This window comes from Staphylococcus sp. GDY8P45P, assembly GCF_017892745.1.
In the GTDB taxonomy this organism is placed as follows: domain Bacteria; phylum Bacillota; class Bacilli; order Staphylococcales; family Staphylococcaceae; genus Staphylococcus; species Staphylococcus cohnii.
The window spans coordinates 359,616-379,175 of record NZ_JAESLS010000004.1 but is presented as its reverse complement, the minus strand read 5'-3'; the positions used below and the strand labels follow the sequence as shown (position 1 = coordinate 379,175).

Sequence of the window (19,560 nt, the reverse complement as noted above, 5' to 3'; positions counted from 1 at the left end):
CATGAATCTATCTATTGGATTAATCCCTTCTCCTGATATGCCTCATAAATTAATTAATAAAATTTATTCAGAACTTCCAAAAGATTTCACAAAACATGTAGATAATGGCGTGGAATGGCAATTCGACATACATGTTGCATCTATGATTGAGACTGCAGAACATATGGATAAAGTTTTGGATATTGCATCCAATATGAAACAGCAAAAAAATTGGGATTATACAATTTGTATTACGGATTTACCTAACTTTTCTAAAAATAAAAGTGCATTATGTGATATTGATTTTGATACTAAAACAGCGCTTTTATCATTACCAGCGTTAGGAACAGTTAAGTTAAAAGAGAAATTAAGACAATGCTTAATATTTATTGTTGAATACTTGCATTCTTCTGGTAGAAACAAAAGCACTTTAAACTTTAAACATTTTAAATTAACTCAATTTAAAGAAGTTATTCCTAAGGACCATAATGAAAATCATAGATCTCGCATTATCGCCAAATCTACATTTTTAGGTTGGCTCCATTTAATTTGCGGCATGACTTTTGCCAATGAACCTTGGTCTGCAATTTTTGATTTCAAAAAAATCATTTCTGTTTCATTTGCCACAGGAACTTATATTGCAATATTTTCTACACCTTGGGATATCAGTCTAGATTATAGTTATTGGCGGTTTATTTTACTGATGCTACTCTCTGTATTAGGCATGGTTGGTTGGTTAATTTATTCTTATAAATTATGGGAAAGACCTAGTGCTAATACACAAAAACTTTATCGCTTTATTTATAACATTACGACTTTTACAACCTTATTGACCATTACCTTTTTAAATTTTATAGTACTATATATTTTACTATCTTTAAGTACAATACTATTTGTACCGCCGGAGTTATTTTCAAATTGGACATCGTTAAACAGTAAGCATCCAACTATTTTAAACTATATTAATTTAATTTGGTTTATTACATCATTAGGTATTCTTGCTGGAGCTATGGGATCCACTGTTGAAAACGCTGAAAAAATTAAACGCGTGACTTATTCTTTCAGACAATACTATAGATCTAAATCATTGGAACAAGAAGATGAAGACAGCTCTAGTGCCTATGCTAAAGCTGATTACTACGAAGGCGAAAAACAATCACATCACGAGGAGGGATTAAATGGACACAACAACAGCTAAAATAGGTATCATTGCTGCACCGGGAGTAACTGAAAAAATTGCTCGTAACCTTGAAATTGAGTTACCTAATATTCTTAGTGAGCGATATGATCATTCAGTTAAATGGGAAATCGATACAATTATTGATCCTTTAACTGGTTCAGCTGAAAGCGTCCAACAAATTTTTAGTAAAATAGCTGATTATCAAGAACATAATCATTGGCATTTTACAATCGGACTCACTGACCTACCGATGATTGAACAACAAAAAGTAGTTGCCTTTGATATCAATAGACAAAATGGTGCTAGTTTAATTTCTATCCCTGCTTATGGATGGCGCCCAATTAAAAAAAGAATTCAAAACTCTATATTGGCTATTTTAACAGCAATAGATGAATTTAAGCGTTCAGAAAAAAGTAATAATAACGAACATGCAATGTCACTAATGAATGCACAGTTTCCTTTAACCAATTTACAATCTCGAACTGTTTATTTTGAAAATACTACCTCTCAACATACACAATACTACGTATCTTCAAGATCAAAAGGTATATTTCGTCTTGTTAGTGGCATGACATTTGCGAATAACCCATTTAATATGTTAAAAAGCTTAAGTAATGTTGTGGCAATTGCATTCACTACTGGTGCTTTCGGAATTATCTTTACGACTATGTGGAATTTAAGCTTTGTATATTCTGAGTGGCGCTTGTTATTAATGATGCTTGTAGCCATATTTGGTATGATGATTTGGATGATTATTGCACATAATTTATGGGAGTCCAAAAAAGAGAGCACGAATAAGCAGATTACCACCTTATATAACTTAACTACAACGTTGACTTTAACTGTTTCTGTTATGATTTATTATGTCATCTTATTCTCGCTCTTTTTGGTCGCAAGTTTAATCGTACTCCCATCGGACTATTTAGGCCAAGCATTACAATTTAAAACATCTGCAAGCTTAATAACTTACATAAATTTAGCTTGGTTTGCTGCATCAATTTCGACAGTAGCAGGTGCAATAGGTGTTGGTCTAAATAATGAAACACTCATACTTGAAAGTACTTATGGATATAGACAAAAACAACGATACAAGCAATTACACAAAGAACAACAGCAACAAGAACAACAACAAAGAAAAGCGCAAGCAGATATACAGGAAAAAAGACAAGAAGAAGAACAAAAAGTTAGAAAACAACAAGATTCCAACTAGATATAAGAAGTAGAAATATTTATTATGCTACTATTAATTTTTCAAATTTATAGCGACTTCACAAAAACTACATTAAATTATAAGGTTTAAATATAAAACAAGCCAATGTCATCGATTTTAACTATCGTGACATTGGCTTATTTTGCATTATTCATAAGATAATTTAATTGCTTGTCTAGCATTTTGACAATTATGTTGAATACTCATTAAAGAAGTTCTAATATGCGTGTATTGTGGTAAAGTTGTAATTTCTTGAACATTGATATTAGAACCAATTTCAAAATGTTTTGCTATATTTTCAAATACTAATAAATATTCTCCCATGGTTTCATCATCAATATGGTAACGTTTCTCATTACTTAACGCTCTCGTCAGCATAAAGCTAATTTCTTCTAATGCATATATACTAGGATAATAGTATTGTATAACCATTTTATTACTAAATACTTCGCCATTCGCACTGTTATATATTTGTTTCATATTATTTAGTTGGACACTTAAATGTAACATTTTTGTTTTATCACGTTCTCTGGATGAGTATTTGTTGCTTGAAAACAAGTAATGAAATAACACCGCTTCATTACGTGCCACTGTAGCAAGCGTACCCGGTAACATTGAAGATGCAGTCTTTCTACCTATTACAAGTAACAAAATAACGGCAATAATAATACCAACAATCACATCGATAATTCTTGGAAGTGCTATTAAAATTGAAAGATGGTTTGATGCTAAGCCATTTAATAATATAACTTGGATTGTGATAAATATAACTGCAAATGAATAATTTGCACCTACAAACATTTCTGTTACCCCTGCTGCAACCGCAAGGAGTATGATAGCGATAGGTACAGGTGGCGTAGATAATAATATTAATGACAGTACAAGCACACCAATAATCGTACCAATGCCTCTTGATCCTGCACGTTCAAAGCTGTGTAATGTTGTTGAACCCAATAATACTGTATGTGTACTAAGCGGAATCCAATATGCTTTGTCAAAATCAAACATCAATGCGATAAAAATTGCAATTGCCATGATAACGATATAGCGGATTGTATTTCTAAAGACAAATGAATCTATTGTCAAATTTGTAACTAAGCGATGGCCGTAAATAGGTACACGTATATCTACTTCGTGTTCCAGCTGTGCATCATTTGCATTCATAATAGCATCAACTTTAAATATATTATCTACAAGTTTTTGATAAGCTTCATCTATATCAACTTGTTGTGTCCATGTTTTATTTGTCTTACCTTGCGTATATACTAAATTGATAACATAGTCCACCATCAATTTAATATCTTGAGGTAAAGGCCGCACATTTTTTTCATTTAATTCCAGTAATTCTGAATGTATACCTTGCGCAATATTATGTAACAAGATTAACCGCTGGAATTGCGGTGACTTTTGAGATTTGGCAGAACTTGCAGTGATGAGCTGGTTATCTGTATTTCTAAAAGCTGTCACCGCAAACCGAGATGCTTTTGAAAATGCTTTTGGATCATCAAAATTATAAACTAACTGTTTTATAATATTATAGTCATTTTTAATTGATTTAACTTCAGCTGATTCTTTTGAAAGTAAAATCACAACAATTACTACAAATGTTGCTAATAAACCTCCAATAAATACTGCAATACCTCTTGTTATTGCTTCATCTGGAGCAACTGGTAAATTGATTGGCAAACTGAATGCCACAATGAAAAAAGTTGACGAAGGTCCAGGAATATTTAATGAACTAAATACATAATATGGTACTACTGCTACAATCAATAACAAAATTCCAAATATGATTGGTTGATTGACAGTCAACGTACCTAACATCATCGATATTGCAAATACGATTGATGTAAAGAATACCGTACGAAGTTTAGATTTTGCCGTACCGCCAAACACATAAATATGTGCTAATGTACCTGTTGAAATTAATAGACCGATTGAAAAATAACCGACTAAATAGCCAATCATTAAAGGCAAAAACATTAATATAGCCTGTCTAATACCTTTAGCAACATCGATTTTCATTGCATTAAATTTTGTGAGTGACTTTAAATATTTAATCAATGGCGGTTCACATCTCCTTTTCATTTTATTTTAGCAATGATATAGCGTATGAAATAATAGCAAAACATAAAAAAGACGGGTGTTAGAAATCTAAAATTTATATTTCGATTTCATAGTCCCGTCCCCGTTAAGGTCATTTTATTTTGTGAAAAGCTTATTATACATAGATTTAAATATGAACACACTGTTGCTATACAATATTATAGATATTTAATTTATCCTTCAGCTCACTTTAACGAATACATGTATCTACAAATGGGGAAGTTAATTGTAAAATTGTTCATTTCACAAATTTTGGTTGAGAAATCATATACATTTTATTTAACGATTACTAAACTATTTTAACACTTTTATTGAATTCTGCTAGAGCATTTCCTACAAATCGTTTAAATGAAAATGTTAAATCATGACTATATTCTGCTATAACTCGTATTTTTATTCTGATTGTTTGATATCTTCATGCACTGTAGAATAATCAATATCAGATTCTAAAAATGTTGCGTTATTTACTGGGAAATGTTGTTCAAGTGTTTCAATATTGCTTATTTCTACATCGCCATGATTCATTTCAAAATCTAAAACATGCCCACCTACTGTTTTATCTCTATCTACAAAATGCAAATGGAAACCTCCAGCAGCTATGCCATGAAAAAGTGTTGGTGCATAAAAACCTACTATTGTACCGTCAATTTGGTCATAATGATATTCAGGTTGTTGTTTAGCAGATTCAATTAATTTAGTATATGGCTTTTCTTGCTTTGGCATCATTCTGACATGTACATTTTCAAATTTCCCAGATATTTTAACTGCAAAAAATAAATTTTCACTGGCAGCGTGGCTTTTTGTTTTATTTAATAAATTTTCAGAATCGGTAATGTGTCTCACATCAAAGCTTACATCTGGTTTGAATGGTGTCACAGTAGAAAAAGGTGTCATTTCACTACCATCCAACTGTTTGAAATTACCATGAGCATCAGCATGATAAGCGACACCATCTAATATAATAACTTCACCGTCTGATCCTGTTAACGTGCCGATACCTAAATCACCATGTTTTAAAATTTCATTCATTTCCATAGTGCCTTCTAATAATCCAGCCATCAAAGTACCAAGCGTGCCATGTTGATATAGCATGATATTTTCTCTCCTTATATCAATATTAATTTTAAATATTTCGCTCTTTACAATTATTCACAACATATTATTATACAATATAATTGCATTTTTCAATATCTTTGTGCTCACATAGTGTTATGTGAACCCTGAATATTTATCGATATCATTCTTATATGCTTATTTTAAAATTATGATAAAAATAAACTTTGATTTCACTAATTATATACATTCAAGTACTAAATAAGTAAACACAAACTTCGATTCGCCAAGATGATGCCCACAAGTTCAATCCTTACGCTACAATATTTCAAAAAAATGAAAGCGTCCTTTTCTATTCAATTGAATTAGAAATGGACGCTTATGCGTTATTCACAGATGATTATCTTCTATTGGCTTATTTTCATAATTATTTAATTGAAGCAACTTCTATTTTAGGCGCTTCAAGTAAATAATTTTCTATTTCTTTAAAAAATGTTTGAAAATGTTCAGATTGATTATGTGCTTCCAAAGCAGCTTCATCTTTATATTTTTCTATAAAAGCAAAAGTTTGAGGTTCATTCGTATTTTCAAAGTGATCATAATATAATGCGCCTTCTTCTTTATTTGCTGCAATGACTAAACGTTCAACCTCTGCTAAATAATTTTCTCTATGCTCCACTTTAATCTTCATTACTGCAGTTACTAGAATCATGTATAACCTCCTGTGATAATCGTTTTTGCAAAACTAATTTTTAGAGATATTAAAGTTCTTCTTTTTCAATGATTAGCGGTTGATCTGGTTTAACAAAAAACCACATAATTATTGCAAATACTACTGGGATAATAACTAATTCTAACGTCACTGTCCAGCCAACAATATCAACCATCATACCTGCTAATAAAGGACTCAGTAATGCACCGATATTTCCCCATAAATTCATCCATCCAGATACTGAACCAGAGAAATTACGTCCTAAATCTGTAGCTGCTGCCCAACTCATTCCTGTAGCAATTCCTATTCCGCCTAAACATAATGACAGCCATAGCACATTTGTTACTAAATTGTTTGTTTGAATTGACATGAATAATGAGATACAAAATACCACAAACCCAATAATCGCAATAGACGCTCTCGCAACAAATCTTGATTTTCCATTTTGTAATAATTTATCAGAGATAGCACCGCCACATAATATTAACAAGAACATAGCAATCCAAGGTGCGCCCGCTGCCCAAGCCATATCAGGATCAGTTAATTTAACATTATATTGTTCGGTTAGATATGTAGGTAACCATATTAAGAATAGTGACACAACAAATTGAACAACAAAATATTGTGCTGCCAATGCATAAAAGCTAAATCTTCTTAGGAAAATATTCCACGGAGCGTTACTTTTTTCTGTTTTAATGATATCACGATTTTCCATAATATATCTTTTTTCTGCTTCATTAACCATTTTATGTTGTTCCGGTAAATCTTTTGAAATAATAATCCATAATAATGCAATGACGATACCAATAGCACCAAAAATATAAAATACAGCTTGCCATCCAAACATATTAACGATAGCAATCGTAACTACAGGTGCAATCACTGGCCCAAAATATGAACCTGCCAACAATGCACTCGAAGCACGCCCCTTTTCACCTTTCGCAAACCAAAATGAGTTAAACACTGCATTCGAAGGATACATAGGTGCTTCACCTATACCAAATAAAAAACGTACAGCATACAATAAACCATGATTTTTAACAACACCAGTTAAAATCGTGAAAGCACTCCACCATACGAGCGCGACTGTCAACATTTTTTTAGAGCCAAACTTTTCTGCCAAAAAGCCTGAAGGTACTTGCATCAACGCATAACCTAACGAGAAAAATGATGCTAATAAACCAAACTGTGTTTTTGTCAAATGTAAATCTTCCATCATAGGTCCTGCAATAATTGAAATATTCGATCTATCCATATAAGCAATTACACCTATAATAAAAAACGCAATAGCAAAATACCATCTTATATTTGTTCTTTTTTGTTCCATTTTTTTTACCCACACTCTCTCCCTATATCACTAGTCATCATATGACCTATTGTGTTTCTAGATATTACCACAATATGAAATCGCTTACAATAACTTTTTTCATTTTTTTATAACACGCTGTAAATTCGTGTGATCAACATACAGCGTTTATGTGACAAATATTGGGAGCATTTCTATTTCTACTTTTAAAAATCTTAGGTATGAGCTATCACATTAGTTAAACTATGTTCCTCATAGGCATATAGTTTAGTGTGACTTTACCGCAATAAATCATTTAATTACTTTTGTGCCACCTTAAAATATGCATTAAGCATTAATTTAGATTATAATACAGAAGTAATTATAAAATATCATCACGTTTTATTATGAAAAGGAGCAACATTTATCACTATGGAACAAATACTGACAAACTTTATAAATGCTTGGGGTTATACTGCAATCGCAATATTAATCCTATTAGAAAATATATTACCTTTTATTCCATCTGAAATTATTTTGACATTTGCTGGGCTTATGACAGTTAAATCTGATTTATCTATACCTTTACTTTTTATCATATCTACCATTTCATCATTAATCGGTTTAATCATACTTTATTACATCAGTAGCATTGTCTCCGAAGCACGTTTATATCGTTTTGTAGATAAATATGGAAAATGGATCAAACTCAAAGGAAAAGATATCGCTCGCGCTAATGAATGGTTTAAAAAATATGGTGCAGTTGCAGTCTTTGTTTGTCGTTTTATTCCTGTTTTACGTGTATTAATCACTATACCAGCAGGCATTAATAGAATGAATATTTTTGTATTTACCATCCTTTCGTTGATAGGTACTACAATTTGGAACATTGCACTCATTTTCTTAGGTAGCATGTTGAGCAACAGTTTTGATATGTTAATGAATGGCTTACACACTTATTCATATATTATGTATGTCATCATCGCTATAGCTGTGATATATCTCTTTATTCGAATCTACAAAAAAAACCGCACACATCAATAAATGTATGCTTTAAAGTAGTTAGAAAACTTTTACAACACATGCTCATATGACTTATATCTACCTTAGCAATCAGACAAAATCCAAACGGGTTTTTGTCTGATTTTTTTTATAAAAAAAAGACTAACTTCCCCCTTCGAAGTTAGCCTTTCACGAACTTTAATTTCTCCCTAAACTTTTGAGCAGAAAATTTTCTATTATTTATGTGCTCATTGAATATTTATATAATTAAAATACTACCCCTTTATCAAACTACACTGATAACGATTAATTATTACCTTTTACTATTTGACGAACTTCTTCTAAATCGCCTTCTACATCAATTTGAGGTTTCTTCGTCATTTTACTAACTAAAATTGTAACAATTAAACTTGTTAAAAATCCTGGAACAATCTCATATAAATTAAAGAAATCATTAATTTCACCTAATGGTTTAACAAACGCAATCCAAACAATTACAACAATTGCACCTGATACCATTCCGCTGACTGCACCAGTACGACTTAAACCTTTCCAATATAAACTCATTAATACAAGTGGTCCAAATGCAGCACCAAAACCTGCCCAAGCGTTACCTACAAGATTCAAAATTGTATCATTAGGTGACCATGCAATTATAATTGATACAATTGCAACTAAAATAACTGACATACGTCCAACAAAAACGAATTCTTTTTCATGTTTTTTTGCTGCTTCCTCACCACGGAACAATTTATAAAAATCTTCGGTTAGTGAACTTGATGTCACCAATAGTTGTGACGAAATCGTACTCATAATAGCCGCTAAAATAGCTGCAAGTAAGAAACCACCAACAAGTGGATGGAACAATATTTGACCCATTAATATAAACAATGTTTCTGGATCCTCAAGTGTTACTCCACCGCGATTGACAAATGTAATACCTACAAGGCCAACTCCAACTGCACCTAGCAAGCTAATTGCCATCCAACCTATACCAAAACGTCTTGCTGTCGGTAATTGCTTCACTGATTTAATAGACATAAAACGTACAATAATATGTGGCTGTCCAAAATAACCTAAGCCCCAAGCAAAGAATGATATGATACCAATGACTGTTGTACCTTTAAATAAATCAAGGTTTGTCGGTTTCAAATCTGCCGCTTGCGATAAAGTATCCAACCCACTTAATTGCATCATTGCTACTACTGGTACCATTACCATAGCAATTAACATGATTACCCCTTGGAAAAAGTCTGTTAAGGACACGGCTAAATAGCCGCCAAAGAAAGTATATGCAATTACAATAATAGCAACTAATAATAATCCAAAATGATAGTTTAAGCCAAATGCACTATCAAATAATTTACCGCCTGCGACCATTCCGGAATGTGTATAAAGTGTAAAGAACACGACAATAATACCACCTGATATAATTTTGATCACATTCGATTGATCATCTAAACGATTTCTAAAGAAATCAGGTAATGTTATAGCATCTCCAGCTTTTTCTGTATACACACGTAACCGTGGAGCCACAACGAGATAATTTATGTATGCACCAATTGTCAGACCAATTGCCAACCAAGCAGCTGATAATCCTGTCGTATAAACTTCACCAGGCAGCCCCATAATCATCCAACCACTCATATCCGAGGCCCCAGCTGATAATGCTGTAACATATGGTCCTATGCTTCTACCGCCTAACATATATTCACTGATATTACCTGTCGCTTGTTTATAGCCGTAATATCCAATGACTAATAACACAACAAAATAAGCACCAAGCATAATATATGTCTGCCAGTTTGGATTTACTTGACTCGATAACGATGCTCCCAATGTAAACATAAAATAAACTCCCTTTATATAATTTTGTTACATGCACTTATTATACAAAAGTTAAAAATTTTTTAAACCGCTATTTTAAAAATAATTTTTATAAATGTATTTCAAAACGCCTATAAAACGCTTTGAACAATTGTTATTAAGCTATTTTTACCGTTTGAAATAATATGTGTATTTTTACAATTACAGGGTTAAATAATCATTTTTTAAATTCAAAAAAATGTATGTTTCCTGCAATATTTACATTTATATGCGGTTTAATGTATTTGAGTAACATCGTTATTTTCAAGAATTTTATCGCTTTTTTGACAAAAAAATGAAGTCATTTATATTAATTAAAATATAGTCTAAATAATATAATCAATACTAGACACCCACCCCAAAATTAATGCTACAATATTACACATACAATGGAAACGTTTTACTAAATATAATGAGTAACAAAACTACCTAATTGGAGTGACATAAATAATGCATGATGCAACAGAAAAAAGCGTAAAAGAAAAATATTTAGATTTATTATCTCAACAATTTAATAACAGAGAGGAATTAGCAACTGAAATTATAAATCTTGAATCTATTTTAGAACTTCCTAAAGGCACGGAACATTTCGTCAGTGACCTACATGGTGAATTCCATGCATTTCAGCATGTATTAAGGAATGGTTCAGGAAATGTTCGATCTAAAATCAGTGATATATTTCAAGATACATTAACACGCCAAGAAATAAATGAGTTTTCAGCACTTGTATATTATCCAGAGGAAAAATTAAAATTAATTAAAAATAGTTTCACCTCAAAAGAGCGTTTAGATGAATGGTATATCACAACGATTAATCGTCTTATCAAATTAGTAACTTATGCTTCTTCTAAATATACACGCACGAAATTACGCAAAACTTTACCTAAAAATTATATTTTTATAATAGAAGAACTGTTATATAAAAGTAATAAATATAATAATAAACATTCGTATTATCAAACTTTAATGAATCAAATTATTGAACTCGAACAATCAGATGACCTGATTATCGGCCTGTCCTTTACAATTCAACATCTTGTAGTGAATCACTTACATGTTGTAGGCGATATTTATGATCGTGGTCCAGAACCTGATAAAATCATGGACACTTTAATTGACTATCCTTCCGTTGATGTGCAATGGGGAAATCACGATGTCTTGTGGATTGGTGCCTATGCTGGTTCTAAAGTTTGTTTAGCAAATTTACTCAGAATTTGTGCACGTTATGATAATTTAGATATTATAGAAGATGCTTATGGTATTAATTTACGTCCTTTATTGACACTTGCTGAAAAGTATTATTCAGGTGACAATCCCGCTTTCAAACCTAAAAATGCTGAAGGACTGTCTCAATCTGAAATAGAGCAAATCACTAAAATCCATCAGGCAATCGCCATCATTCAATTTAAATTGGAAGCGCCTATCATTAAGCGCAGACCTAATTTTGAAATGGAAGAACGCTTAGTATTAGAGAGTATCGACTATGAAAATAATACAGCAACACTTTATGGTAAAACTTACACTTTAGAAAATACTTGCTTCCAAACTATCGATCCAAACAACCCTAACGCATTAACTGAAGACGAACACGAGGTAATAGAAAAATTATTATTGTCAGTACAACAATCAGAAAAATTAAAACGACATATGACATTTTTAATGCAAAAAGGCAAACTTTATCTCCCTTATAATGGCAATCTACTTATACATGGTTGTATACCTGTGGATGAAAATGGCGAAATGGAATCTATGATTATTGATGGTGAAAAATGCTATGGCAGAGATTTACTTGATCATTTTGAACACTTTGTAAGAGAAGCATTCGACCATAAAGATATACATGATGATTTAGCAACTGATCTCGTCTGGTATTTATGGACAGGTAAATATTCATCATTATTTGGAAAAAGAGCAATGACAACATTTGAACGTTATTATATTAATGATAAATCAGCACACAAAGAAACTAAAAACCCTTATTATTATTTACGCGAAGACGTAAATATGTGCAAAAAAATGTTGAAAGATTTCGGTTTAGACCCAGAAGAAGGACATATCATCAATGGTCATACACCAGTCAAAGAAATTGATGGTGAAAATCCAATCAAAGCGGAAGGAAAAATGATTGTTATCGACGGTGGATTTTCAAAAGCCTACCAATCTACAACTGGAATTGCTGGCTATACTTTACTCTATAATTCTTTTGGAATGCAGCTTGTGGCACACCAACACTTTAATTCGAAAAAACACGTCTTACTGAATGGGGCAGACGAGCTTTCTATACGCCGTGTAGTAGACAAAGAATTAAAACGTAAAAAAATACGTGATACCAATACTGGCAAAGACATACAAGAAAAAATTGATGTTTTAAAAGTATTAATGCATGATCGCTTCGTCAATTAATTTTATCAATCACTTTTTCATAAGGTGCTATTCACGTGATGCTATTATCCTGTGACTTAAAATTCAAAAAACAATAGCTCAGCAAACACTACTATGTTTCATAAAAATAAAAGAAACGTCAATTTTTATGGGCACCGTCCCCTAAAATTGTAAACCTAATAAAAATGCTATTTTCTAGGCTGCTAACTCCCTAAATTCCACAGGGAATTAGCAGCCTAATTTTTATTAAGTGCTAACCGTTTAATTATTTTCACTTCACTTGTTCAACCATATTATCGTTTTCGTTCTTTCAAAAAATACATATGTATATTCGATATAAACTTTCCCATTTATTTCTATTTTCTTTTAAGATAAAATAAATCATTGTGATGTTTATTAAATAAGTATGTTCACCATATGAATGGCAAGAAAGGATTCCAACTATATGTCTAATTTAAAAGAAAGTATCGCGGTCGCTTTTGCGTTTGTAGGTGTTGTTGTGGGCGCTGGCTTTGCAACTGGACAAGAAATTTTTCAATTTTTTACGAGTAATGGTAGATACAGTGTTTTAGGCGTTATTATAACCGGACTTATCATTACTATCGCCGGTGTACTTGTATTAAATACAGGATATCGATTGCGTTCTCACAGCCATACCGAGCCCATAAAGTATTATCTTCCTCGAACAATTGCAACAATTTTTGATATTATATTAACTCTGTTTTTACTTGCATTAGCAATGATTATGACAGCTGGTGGAGTTTCAACGATTCATGAAAGTTTTGGTATACCATATGCCATTAGCGCTTTAATTTTAGTAATTATTATATTGGCTACTTTGTTCTTAAAATTCGACCGTTTAATAACTGTTTTAGGCATGGTCACACCATTTTTAGTCATTATTGTCTCATTGATTGCTATTTATTATTTCACTACTGGAAGCTTTGATTTTAACTCAGCATCACAATACGCCAATAGTGGCAATCGGACAGATAGATGGTGGTGGTTTGATGCAATTAACTATGGCAGTTTACAAATTGCAGCTGCGTTTAGTTTTCTTTCTGTAATGGGAGGACGCATGAAATCTGAGAAGGCAACATATTTGGGCGGTATTTTAGGTGGCATCATTATAACGTTTTTATTATTAATGTTGAACCTTGGAATGGTAACAGAATTCACAAACATAATAAACGTATCATTACCGTCATTATTATTGGCAAACCATATTTCACCTGTGATTGGTCATTTTATGGCAATTATCATGATATTAGTTATTTATAATACGGTTGTGGGCTTAATGTATGCATTTGCTTCTCGTTTCACAGAACCATACCAACAAAACTATTATATATTAATTATAATTATCGCAATCATTACATTTGCTACTACATTTATTGGCTTTATTGAGTTAATTGGAAAAGTATTTCCATTAATGGGTCTCTTCGGTTTTATTTTGTTAATACCTATATTAATTAAAGGCATCTTTTATAAATCTCATTCATCATAATAAAAACCCCTAGACAAGTGTTTCAATATTATGTTCATTTAATCAGATGTGATCAAAATATTGAATGAGTCTAGGGGTATTCTATTTTGTTAGCAACGCCTTTTATATAAAACGCTAAGCAAACTGATATTGGTTAATCTTCTAATAATGATTGGCCCGCAATGATACCTTCTCGTGTGAGTTCATGACTGTTTACCCATAGTTCCTTAACTGTTGCACCTCTTTGTTTAAATATATCAATAACATTTTGACTATCCTGAACAGAAACAATTGGGTCATTTTCACCCATTGATAATAATACCTTGGTATAAGATAAATCTTTATCATTTATTGAATCTAAAGGATATAAAGGTGCATACAGTAACGCTTTGTTAAATGAAATATCAGGGTGTAACATCATGCTTATCGCTATATTAGAACCATTAGAGAAACCTACTGGGACAGCCTTAGCTAAATCAAAATGATAAGTTGCAGCCGCTTCTTTTAAAAATTGAATTAAATTGTTTGTTCTATATTTCAAATCTTCAACATCATATTGACCTTCACCATATCTCTTGAAGAAACGATTCATACCATTTTCCGATACTTCACCTCTTACACTTAATACATTATAGCTAGGGTTTAACGCTTGCGCTAAAGGTAAAAGATCATTTTCATCGCCACCAGTACCATGCAATAGGATAAAAGTTGGTCCGTTTAAATCACCTTTTTTAAAGATGTGTTCCATTATTCATCATCTCCTTTTAAAATAGTTATATTCGAATGGGTGGTAATAAATTCAATAATGCTTCTCTGCGTTCTTCATATTGTGGTGGTAACATAAGATGTGTACCCAAATCTTCAAATCGTTCATCTATCGTGAATCCAGGTCCTTCAGTAGCAAACTCAAAAATAATGCCGCCACGTTCTTTCATGTAAATAGCATTGAAATAATTACGATCTTTAATGTCAGTTACATGATAGTCTTTGTCTTTCATTTTCATTTGCCAAGCTTTGTGAGCATCATCATTAGGTACTGACCACGCAATATGATGTACTACACCGACGCCCCATCGTACACGGACATTGGCTACCTCTTTTCTAACTATCACGTGATGTTGCCATTCACCCTTAGTTTTTAGGTGAACATGATGATCGTTTTCACTTACTAGCTCTATACCCATATCCTCATTCAATGTTCGTACTGTTTGATGTGGCTCAGTTGATAACATGCTAACACCATGAAAACCTAAAATATTTCCTCCATTATCATATGAATGCCCTTCATCGGCTTCCACAAGTGCTAATGGCAACTCATGTATATCTGAAAATTCGACCGTAGCTTTATCAAATAATTGTGTTCTCACTGTCTCTATCCCATGTGATTGTAAATGTGTTTCCCAATGTTCCAATGATCCATTAGGCACCCGAAATGCTATACGTTGAACCTGACCAGAACCTATCCGTCCTTTATAATTGTTAGGCCAATTAAAAAATGTCAGTATCGTTCCATTATCTACATTGCCATTTGCAAAATATAGATGATACGTGGAAGGATCATCAAAATTCACTGTTTTCTTAATTAATTTTAAATTGAGTATATCTCTATAAAATTGAATATTCTCTTCTGGATTACCTACAATCGCCGAAATGTGATGAATATGACTGATATCTTCCATAAAATAACCACCTTCTCATTTTGTAATTTCAAGGTTTAAACAATCTTTCATTTTTAATGCGAACGTTTTGTGTCAAACGGACGTATTTCTGATTCAATATAATCACGTTGTTCTTCTAAGAATGGTGGTAATGCAAGACTTTCGCCCAATGTTTCATATGGCTCATCTCCCATAAATCCAGGGCCGTCAGTAGAAACTTCAATCAAAATATGGCCAATACGTGCATATAATGCTTCAAAATAAAATCTGTCTACTAACCCAGAATTCCCTATACCATACTGTTCATATTTTTCTAACCACTTAGATATTGCCTCATGATCTTTTAATCTGAATGAAACATGATGCACCTCTCCATAACCTTGTCTCGCTTCTGGACCAGTTGTATCTTTTCTTAAAAATACTTGACCTCCATTGCCACCTTCGCCTACTTCTAATACTGCAACGTTTTCTTCCTCTATAATCGTTGTCATATCAAATATATTTTCTAAAATCTTTTTAAAATCTTCAAAATAACTAACTGTTATTTCAATCGGACCTAAACCATAAATTGCTTTATCTGTTGGTACTGGACCTTCTTTCCAAGGTTGTCCAGGTGCCACGCCTTTATTATTTTCATCCGAAATTAATTGGTAACTTTGTCCATCTGATTCTTCAAATGGTAATACTTTTTTACCAAATAGTGTTTGAATGCCTTCATGTTTAATATTATATTCATTAAATCTTTGTTCATAATATGCTAACGCTGCATCATCAGGCACACGAAATGACGGACGTGTAATTGAATTGGTACCAGAATGCCCTTTGGGAACATTAGGAAAATCAAAAAATGTCATATCAGTACCAGGAGAACCTACATCATCTGCAAAGAATGTATGATAAGTATATATATCATCTTGATTTACAGTCTTTTTAACAAGTCTCATTCCTAATACTTCAGTAAAAAATTTATAATTTCGTTCAGCATCATCTGTGATTGCTGTTACATGGTGTATTCCTAATAATTGATTGTTTGTCATAATAAAACTCCTTTTCATTATATTTATCTCGATTTCGAAGTAATTTTGAGTAAAATTTTTAAGTGCTACGACTTATTAATAGGTTGAGCACTTAATTTTTTTAAAGCTAGTTGTAATATTGTTAATTCTTCGTTTGAAAGTATTGAGAAAGTTGATTGTAACGTAGCCGCATGTTCTGGAAATATATCATTCATTAATGCTTGACCTTCGTCAGTTATTGAAGCATTGGTTACGCGTTTATCTTGTACATTTCGAATTCTTACTACATATCCTTTGGCTTCTAACTTATCAACGACATATGTGATACTGCTACTCGCAATTAAAACTCTGTCACCAATACGCTGTATCGGCTGGTCGCCTTTATTATATAATAACTCTAAAACTGCAAACTCCGTTATATTCAAGCCGTAACGTTGGATATCATTTCTTACGATTTGTTCTAAATGATCTACGGTTCGATTTAAACCAATAAAAGTATTCAACGACTCTTTAGTACGATTCATTGCATCACCAACTTCCAATTTATTTCGAATTCGAGATAAATTATAATATCTCTTCAGACATAAGTCAACAAATAAGGTGTAAAAAATATACTTATTATTAAAATGGCAATAACATTAAAAGTACTTAACATTATTTCTCAACCAGTTTCTTTCTCTCTTATAAGTGGTATATATCATAATGTGGAGGTGTCATAATGAATAAATTATTTATTAACAATCAATTTGTAGAAAGTGAGTCTAATGACACAATGAATGTCATTAATCCTGCGACAGAAGAAATCATAGACACAATTACATTTGCGACGGAAAATGAAGTTAATTCGGCTGTGGAAAAATCTAAACAAGCACAATTAGAATGGGAAAAAGTCCCTCAGCCAACACGGGCAGACCATGTGAAAATGTTAATCCCTTTATTAGAAGAACATAAAGATGAAATTGCAAAATTATATGTTCAAGAACAAGGGAAAACTCTCATTTCTGCAATCGGTGAAATAGACAAGGCAATACACTTTATAGACTATATGACAAGTCAAAGTATGAATAGCAAAGGTGAAGTCATTCAAAATAGTCGCGAAAATGAAACGATACAATTAACAAAAAAACCTATTGGCGTAACTGCAGGTATCGTTCCATGGAATGCACCTATCATGGTCTTAATGAGAAAAGTCATTCCTGCTGTAATCACAGGTTGTTCTGTAGTAATTAAACCAAGTGAGGAAACATCATTAGTCACTCTAAAAATTGCAGAGTTGTTTCGCCAATCAACGATCCCTGCAGGTCTCATTCAAATTATCCCTGGTAAAGGAGAAACTGTCGGTACACAATTAGCAGAGCATCCAGATATACAATTAATATCAATTACAGGTAGTATGCGTGCTGGTAAATCTGTTTATGCCAAGAGTGCTCAAACGGTTAAAAAAGTTAATCTTGAACTCGGCGGCAATGCGCCTGTAATAGTGACACCAAATGCGAATTTAGATAAGGCCGTTGATTACATTGTTACTGCTAGAATTAATAACGCAGGACAAGTATGTACTTGCCCTGAACGAATCTTTGTACACCATGATATCCATGAAACGTTCATTAATAAGCTAAAAGACAAAATGGAAACTTTAAATGTAGGAGATCCATTTGATGATCAAACTGATTTCGGTGCAATTATCAATCAAAAACAATTAGATAGCATCGATGAAAAAGTTCAAAATGCAATTCATAGCGGTGCTAAATTAATTACAGGTGGTAACATAATTGATCGTTCCGGTTATTTTTATGAACCAACGATTTTAGATCAAGTAAGTCCAGACGACGAAGCTTTCAAAGAAGAAATTTTCGGACCTGTACTACCTATCGTACAATATTCTGACTTTGAAGAAACTATTGAACAAGCCAATCATACAAACGCTGGTTTATCTTCTTATATATTTTCAGAAGATTTAAAAGAAGTAATGATAGCCACTGAACGTCTTAAATTTGGTGAAGTTTATGCAAATTGTGAAGCAGAAGAAGTTGTGAATGGATATCATGCTGGTTGGAGAGAATCAGGTCTCGGAGGCGCTGACGGTATTCGTGGACTTGAAGAATATTACAATACAACAGTGTCTTACATTAGATATGATTAAAAGTGTTAAATGTTTAAAAATACACAACATGTTTAAATGACTAAATGCATGTTAAGCAAACTGTAACAGCAATTTCTTTTACAAAAATAAAATAGTCTGGGACATTAAGTTCTTGGACAAGTTAAAAAAGGCATTTCTATCGAAATAATATAGAAATTGCCTTTTTCATTTTGTGTTTGTTTTTGTGACAGCCACATCATTCGGATACGATGATTAAGCAGCTTTTCTATTTTACGACCAGAGCATACGGATTGTGTGTAGGCATATAGCATAATTTTTAATATCATTTTAGGATGATATGATGTAACACCACGATGATGTTTGAATTCATCGAATACATTTTCAGAGATTGCTTCAACGATTTCATTAACATGTCGTGACAAATACATATAAATGCGACGTATTTTGGCGAGACGCTTGAGGGAACAGGACAACCTGAAGTCTACAGGTTGAGCTGTTCTCTAAGAAAGCGAGCCAACAAT

15 protein-coding genes and 1 pseudogene are annotated in these 19,560 nt (G+C 32.4%); 6 read left to right on the top strand and 10 right to left on the bottom strand.

Annotated features, from left to right (window positions below; translation table 11 throughout):
• Window position 1: 1 nt before the first annotated feature.
• Both KA873_RS01985 and KA873_RS01980 read left to right on the top strand, forming a co-directional pair.
• Entirely contained in the window at window positions 2-1,177 is a 1,176-nt protein-coding gene (locus KA873_RS01985; protein ID WP_107504594.1) for a hypothetical protein, read from the top strand.
• The gene (locus KA873_RS01980) at window positions 1,158-2,369 is read left to right on the top strand and encodes a 5,10-methylene-tetrahydrofolate dehydrogenase (RefSeq protein ID WP_107504593.1); all 1,212 of its coding nucleotides are present in this window, start codon (window positions 1,158-1,160) and stop codon (window positions 2,367-2,369) included. The genes KA873_RS01985 and KA873_RS01980 overlap by 20 nt, the downstream gene beginning before the upstream one ends.
• Before the next feature lie 147 nt (window positions 2,370-2,516).
• Here the strand turns inward: KA873_RS01980 and KA873_RS01975 are convergent, their stop codons facing one another.
• The 4 genes from KA873_RS01975 to KA873_RS01960 all read right to left on the bottom strand — a co-directional run bounded on the left by KA873_RS01975 (window position 2,517) and on the right by KA873_RS01960 (window position 7,567).
• Window positions 2,517-4,433, bottom strand: coding sequence for an FUSC family protein (locus tag KA873_RS01975; RefSeq protein ID WP_107385962.1), 1,917 nt, complete (start codon window positions 4,431-4,433; stop codon window positions 2,517-2,519).
• A 435-nt stretch (window positions 4,434-4,868) separates the two neighbouring features.
• Window positions 4,869-5,567 carry an acetolactate decarboxylase gene (gene budA, locus KA873_RS01970; RefSeq protein WP_107384260.1) on the bottom strand — a complete coding sequence of 233 codons (699 nt, stop codon included), beginning with the start codon at window positions 5,565-5,567 and terminating at the stop codon, window positions 4,869-4,871.
• 388 nt (window positions 5,568-5,955) lie between these two features.
• A complete protein-coding gene (locus tag KA873_RS01965; protein ID WP_107384259.1) occupies window positions 5,956-6,240 on the bottom strand; it encodes a putative quinol monooxygenase in 285 nt (94 codons plus the stop codon).
• 49 nt (window positions 6,241-6,289) lie between these two features.
• Window positions 6,290-7,567: a pyruvate MFS transporter gene (locus KA873_RS01960; protein WP_107384258.1), complete on the bottom strand. Its 1,278-nt coding sequence runs from the start codon at window positions 7,565-7,567 to the stop codon at window positions 6,290-6,292.
• 390 nt (window positions 7,568-7,957) lie between these two features.
• Here KA873_RS01960 and uptA point away from each other — a divergent pair, with 390 nt between their 5' ends.
• Window positions 7,958-8,569 (top strand): undecaprenyl phosphate transporter UptA, encoded by a 612-nt coding sequence (uptA, locus tag KA873_RS01955; protein WP_107385963.1) that lies wholly within the window; start codon window positions 7,958-7,960, stop codon window positions 8,567-8,569.
• Window positions 8,570-8,833: 264 nt separating this feature from the next.
• Here the strand turns inward: uptA and putP are convergent, their stop codons facing one another.
• Window positions 8,834-10,375, bottom strand: a complete 1,542-nt coding sequence (gene putP, locus KA873_RS01950; protein WP_107384256.1) for a sodium/proline symporter PutP — start codon at window positions 10,373-10,375, stop codon at window positions 8,834-8,836.
• A gap of 468 nt (window positions 10,376-10,843) precedes the next feature.
• On the opposite strand from putP, the gene KA873_RS01945 reads away from it, so the two are divergent.
• Together KA873_RS01945 and KA873_RS01940 are read left to right on the top strand one after the other, a co-directional pair.
• Window positions 10,844-12,796 (top strand): fructose-1,6-bisphosphatase, encoded by a 1,953-nt coding sequence (locus KA873_RS01945; protein ID WP_107384210.1) that lies wholly within the window; start codon window positions 10,844-10,846, stop codon window positions 12,794-12,796.
• Between the two features lie 424 nt (window positions 12,797-13,220).
• Window positions 13,221-14,282: a YkvI family membrane protein gene (locus tag KA873_RS01940; protein ID WP_107384211.1), complete on the top strand. Its 1,062-nt coding sequence runs from the start codon at window positions 13,221-13,223 to the stop codon at window positions 14,280-14,282.
• 133 nt (window positions 14,283-14,415) lie between these two features.
• Here KA873_RS01940 and mhqD read toward each other — a convergent pair whose 3' ends face one another.
• From mhqD to KA873_RS01920, 4 genes are all read right to left on the bottom strand, one after another.
• The gene (mhqD, locus tag KA873_RS01935) at window positions 14,416-15,009 is read right to left on the bottom strand and encodes a methylhydroquinone degradation carboxylesterase MhqD (RefSeq protein WP_107386198.1); all 594 of its coding nucleotides are present in this window, start codon (window positions 15,007-15,009) and stop codon (window positions 14,416-14,418) included.
• A 25-nt stretch (window positions 15,010-15,034) separates the two neighbouring features.
• Window positions 15,035-15,940: a VOC family protein gene (locus KA873_RS01930; protein ID WP_107504914.1), complete on the bottom strand. Its 906-nt coding sequence runs from the start codon at window positions 15,938-15,940 to the stop codon at window positions 15,035-15,037.
• 53 nt (window positions 15,941-15,993) lie between these two features.
• Window positions 15,994-16,956 (bottom strand): ring-cleaving dioxygenase MhqE, encoded by a 963-nt coding sequence (mhqE, locus tag KA873_RS01925; protein ID WP_107384214.1) that lies wholly within the window; start codon window positions 16,954-16,956, stop codon window positions 15,994-15,996.
• Window positions 16,957-17,021: 65 nt separating this feature from the next.
• The gene (locus KA873_RS01920) at window positions 17,022-17,459 is read right to left on the bottom strand and encodes a MarR family winged helix-turn-helix transcriptional regulator (RefSeq protein WP_107384233.1); all 438 of its coding nucleotides are present in this window, start codon (window positions 17,457-17,459) and stop codon (window positions 17,022-17,024) included.
• Window positions 17,460-17,650: 191 nt separating this feature from the next.
• Between KA873_RS01920 and aldA the strand changes: the two genes are divergently transcribed.
• Window positions 17,651-19,078, top strand: a complete 1,428-nt coding sequence (gene aldA, locus KA873_RS01915; RefSeq protein WP_181187391.1) for an aldehyde dehydrogenase — start codon at window positions 17,651-17,653, stop codon at window positions 19,076-19,078.
• 161 nt (window positions 19,079-19,239) lie between these two features.
• Here the strand turns inward: aldA and KA873_RS01910 are convergent.
• Window positions 19,240-19,461, bottom strand: a pseudogene (locus KA873_RS01910) (transposase); the annotation flags it as partial.
• Between the last annotated feature and the right edge of the window lie 99 nt (window positions 19,462-19,560).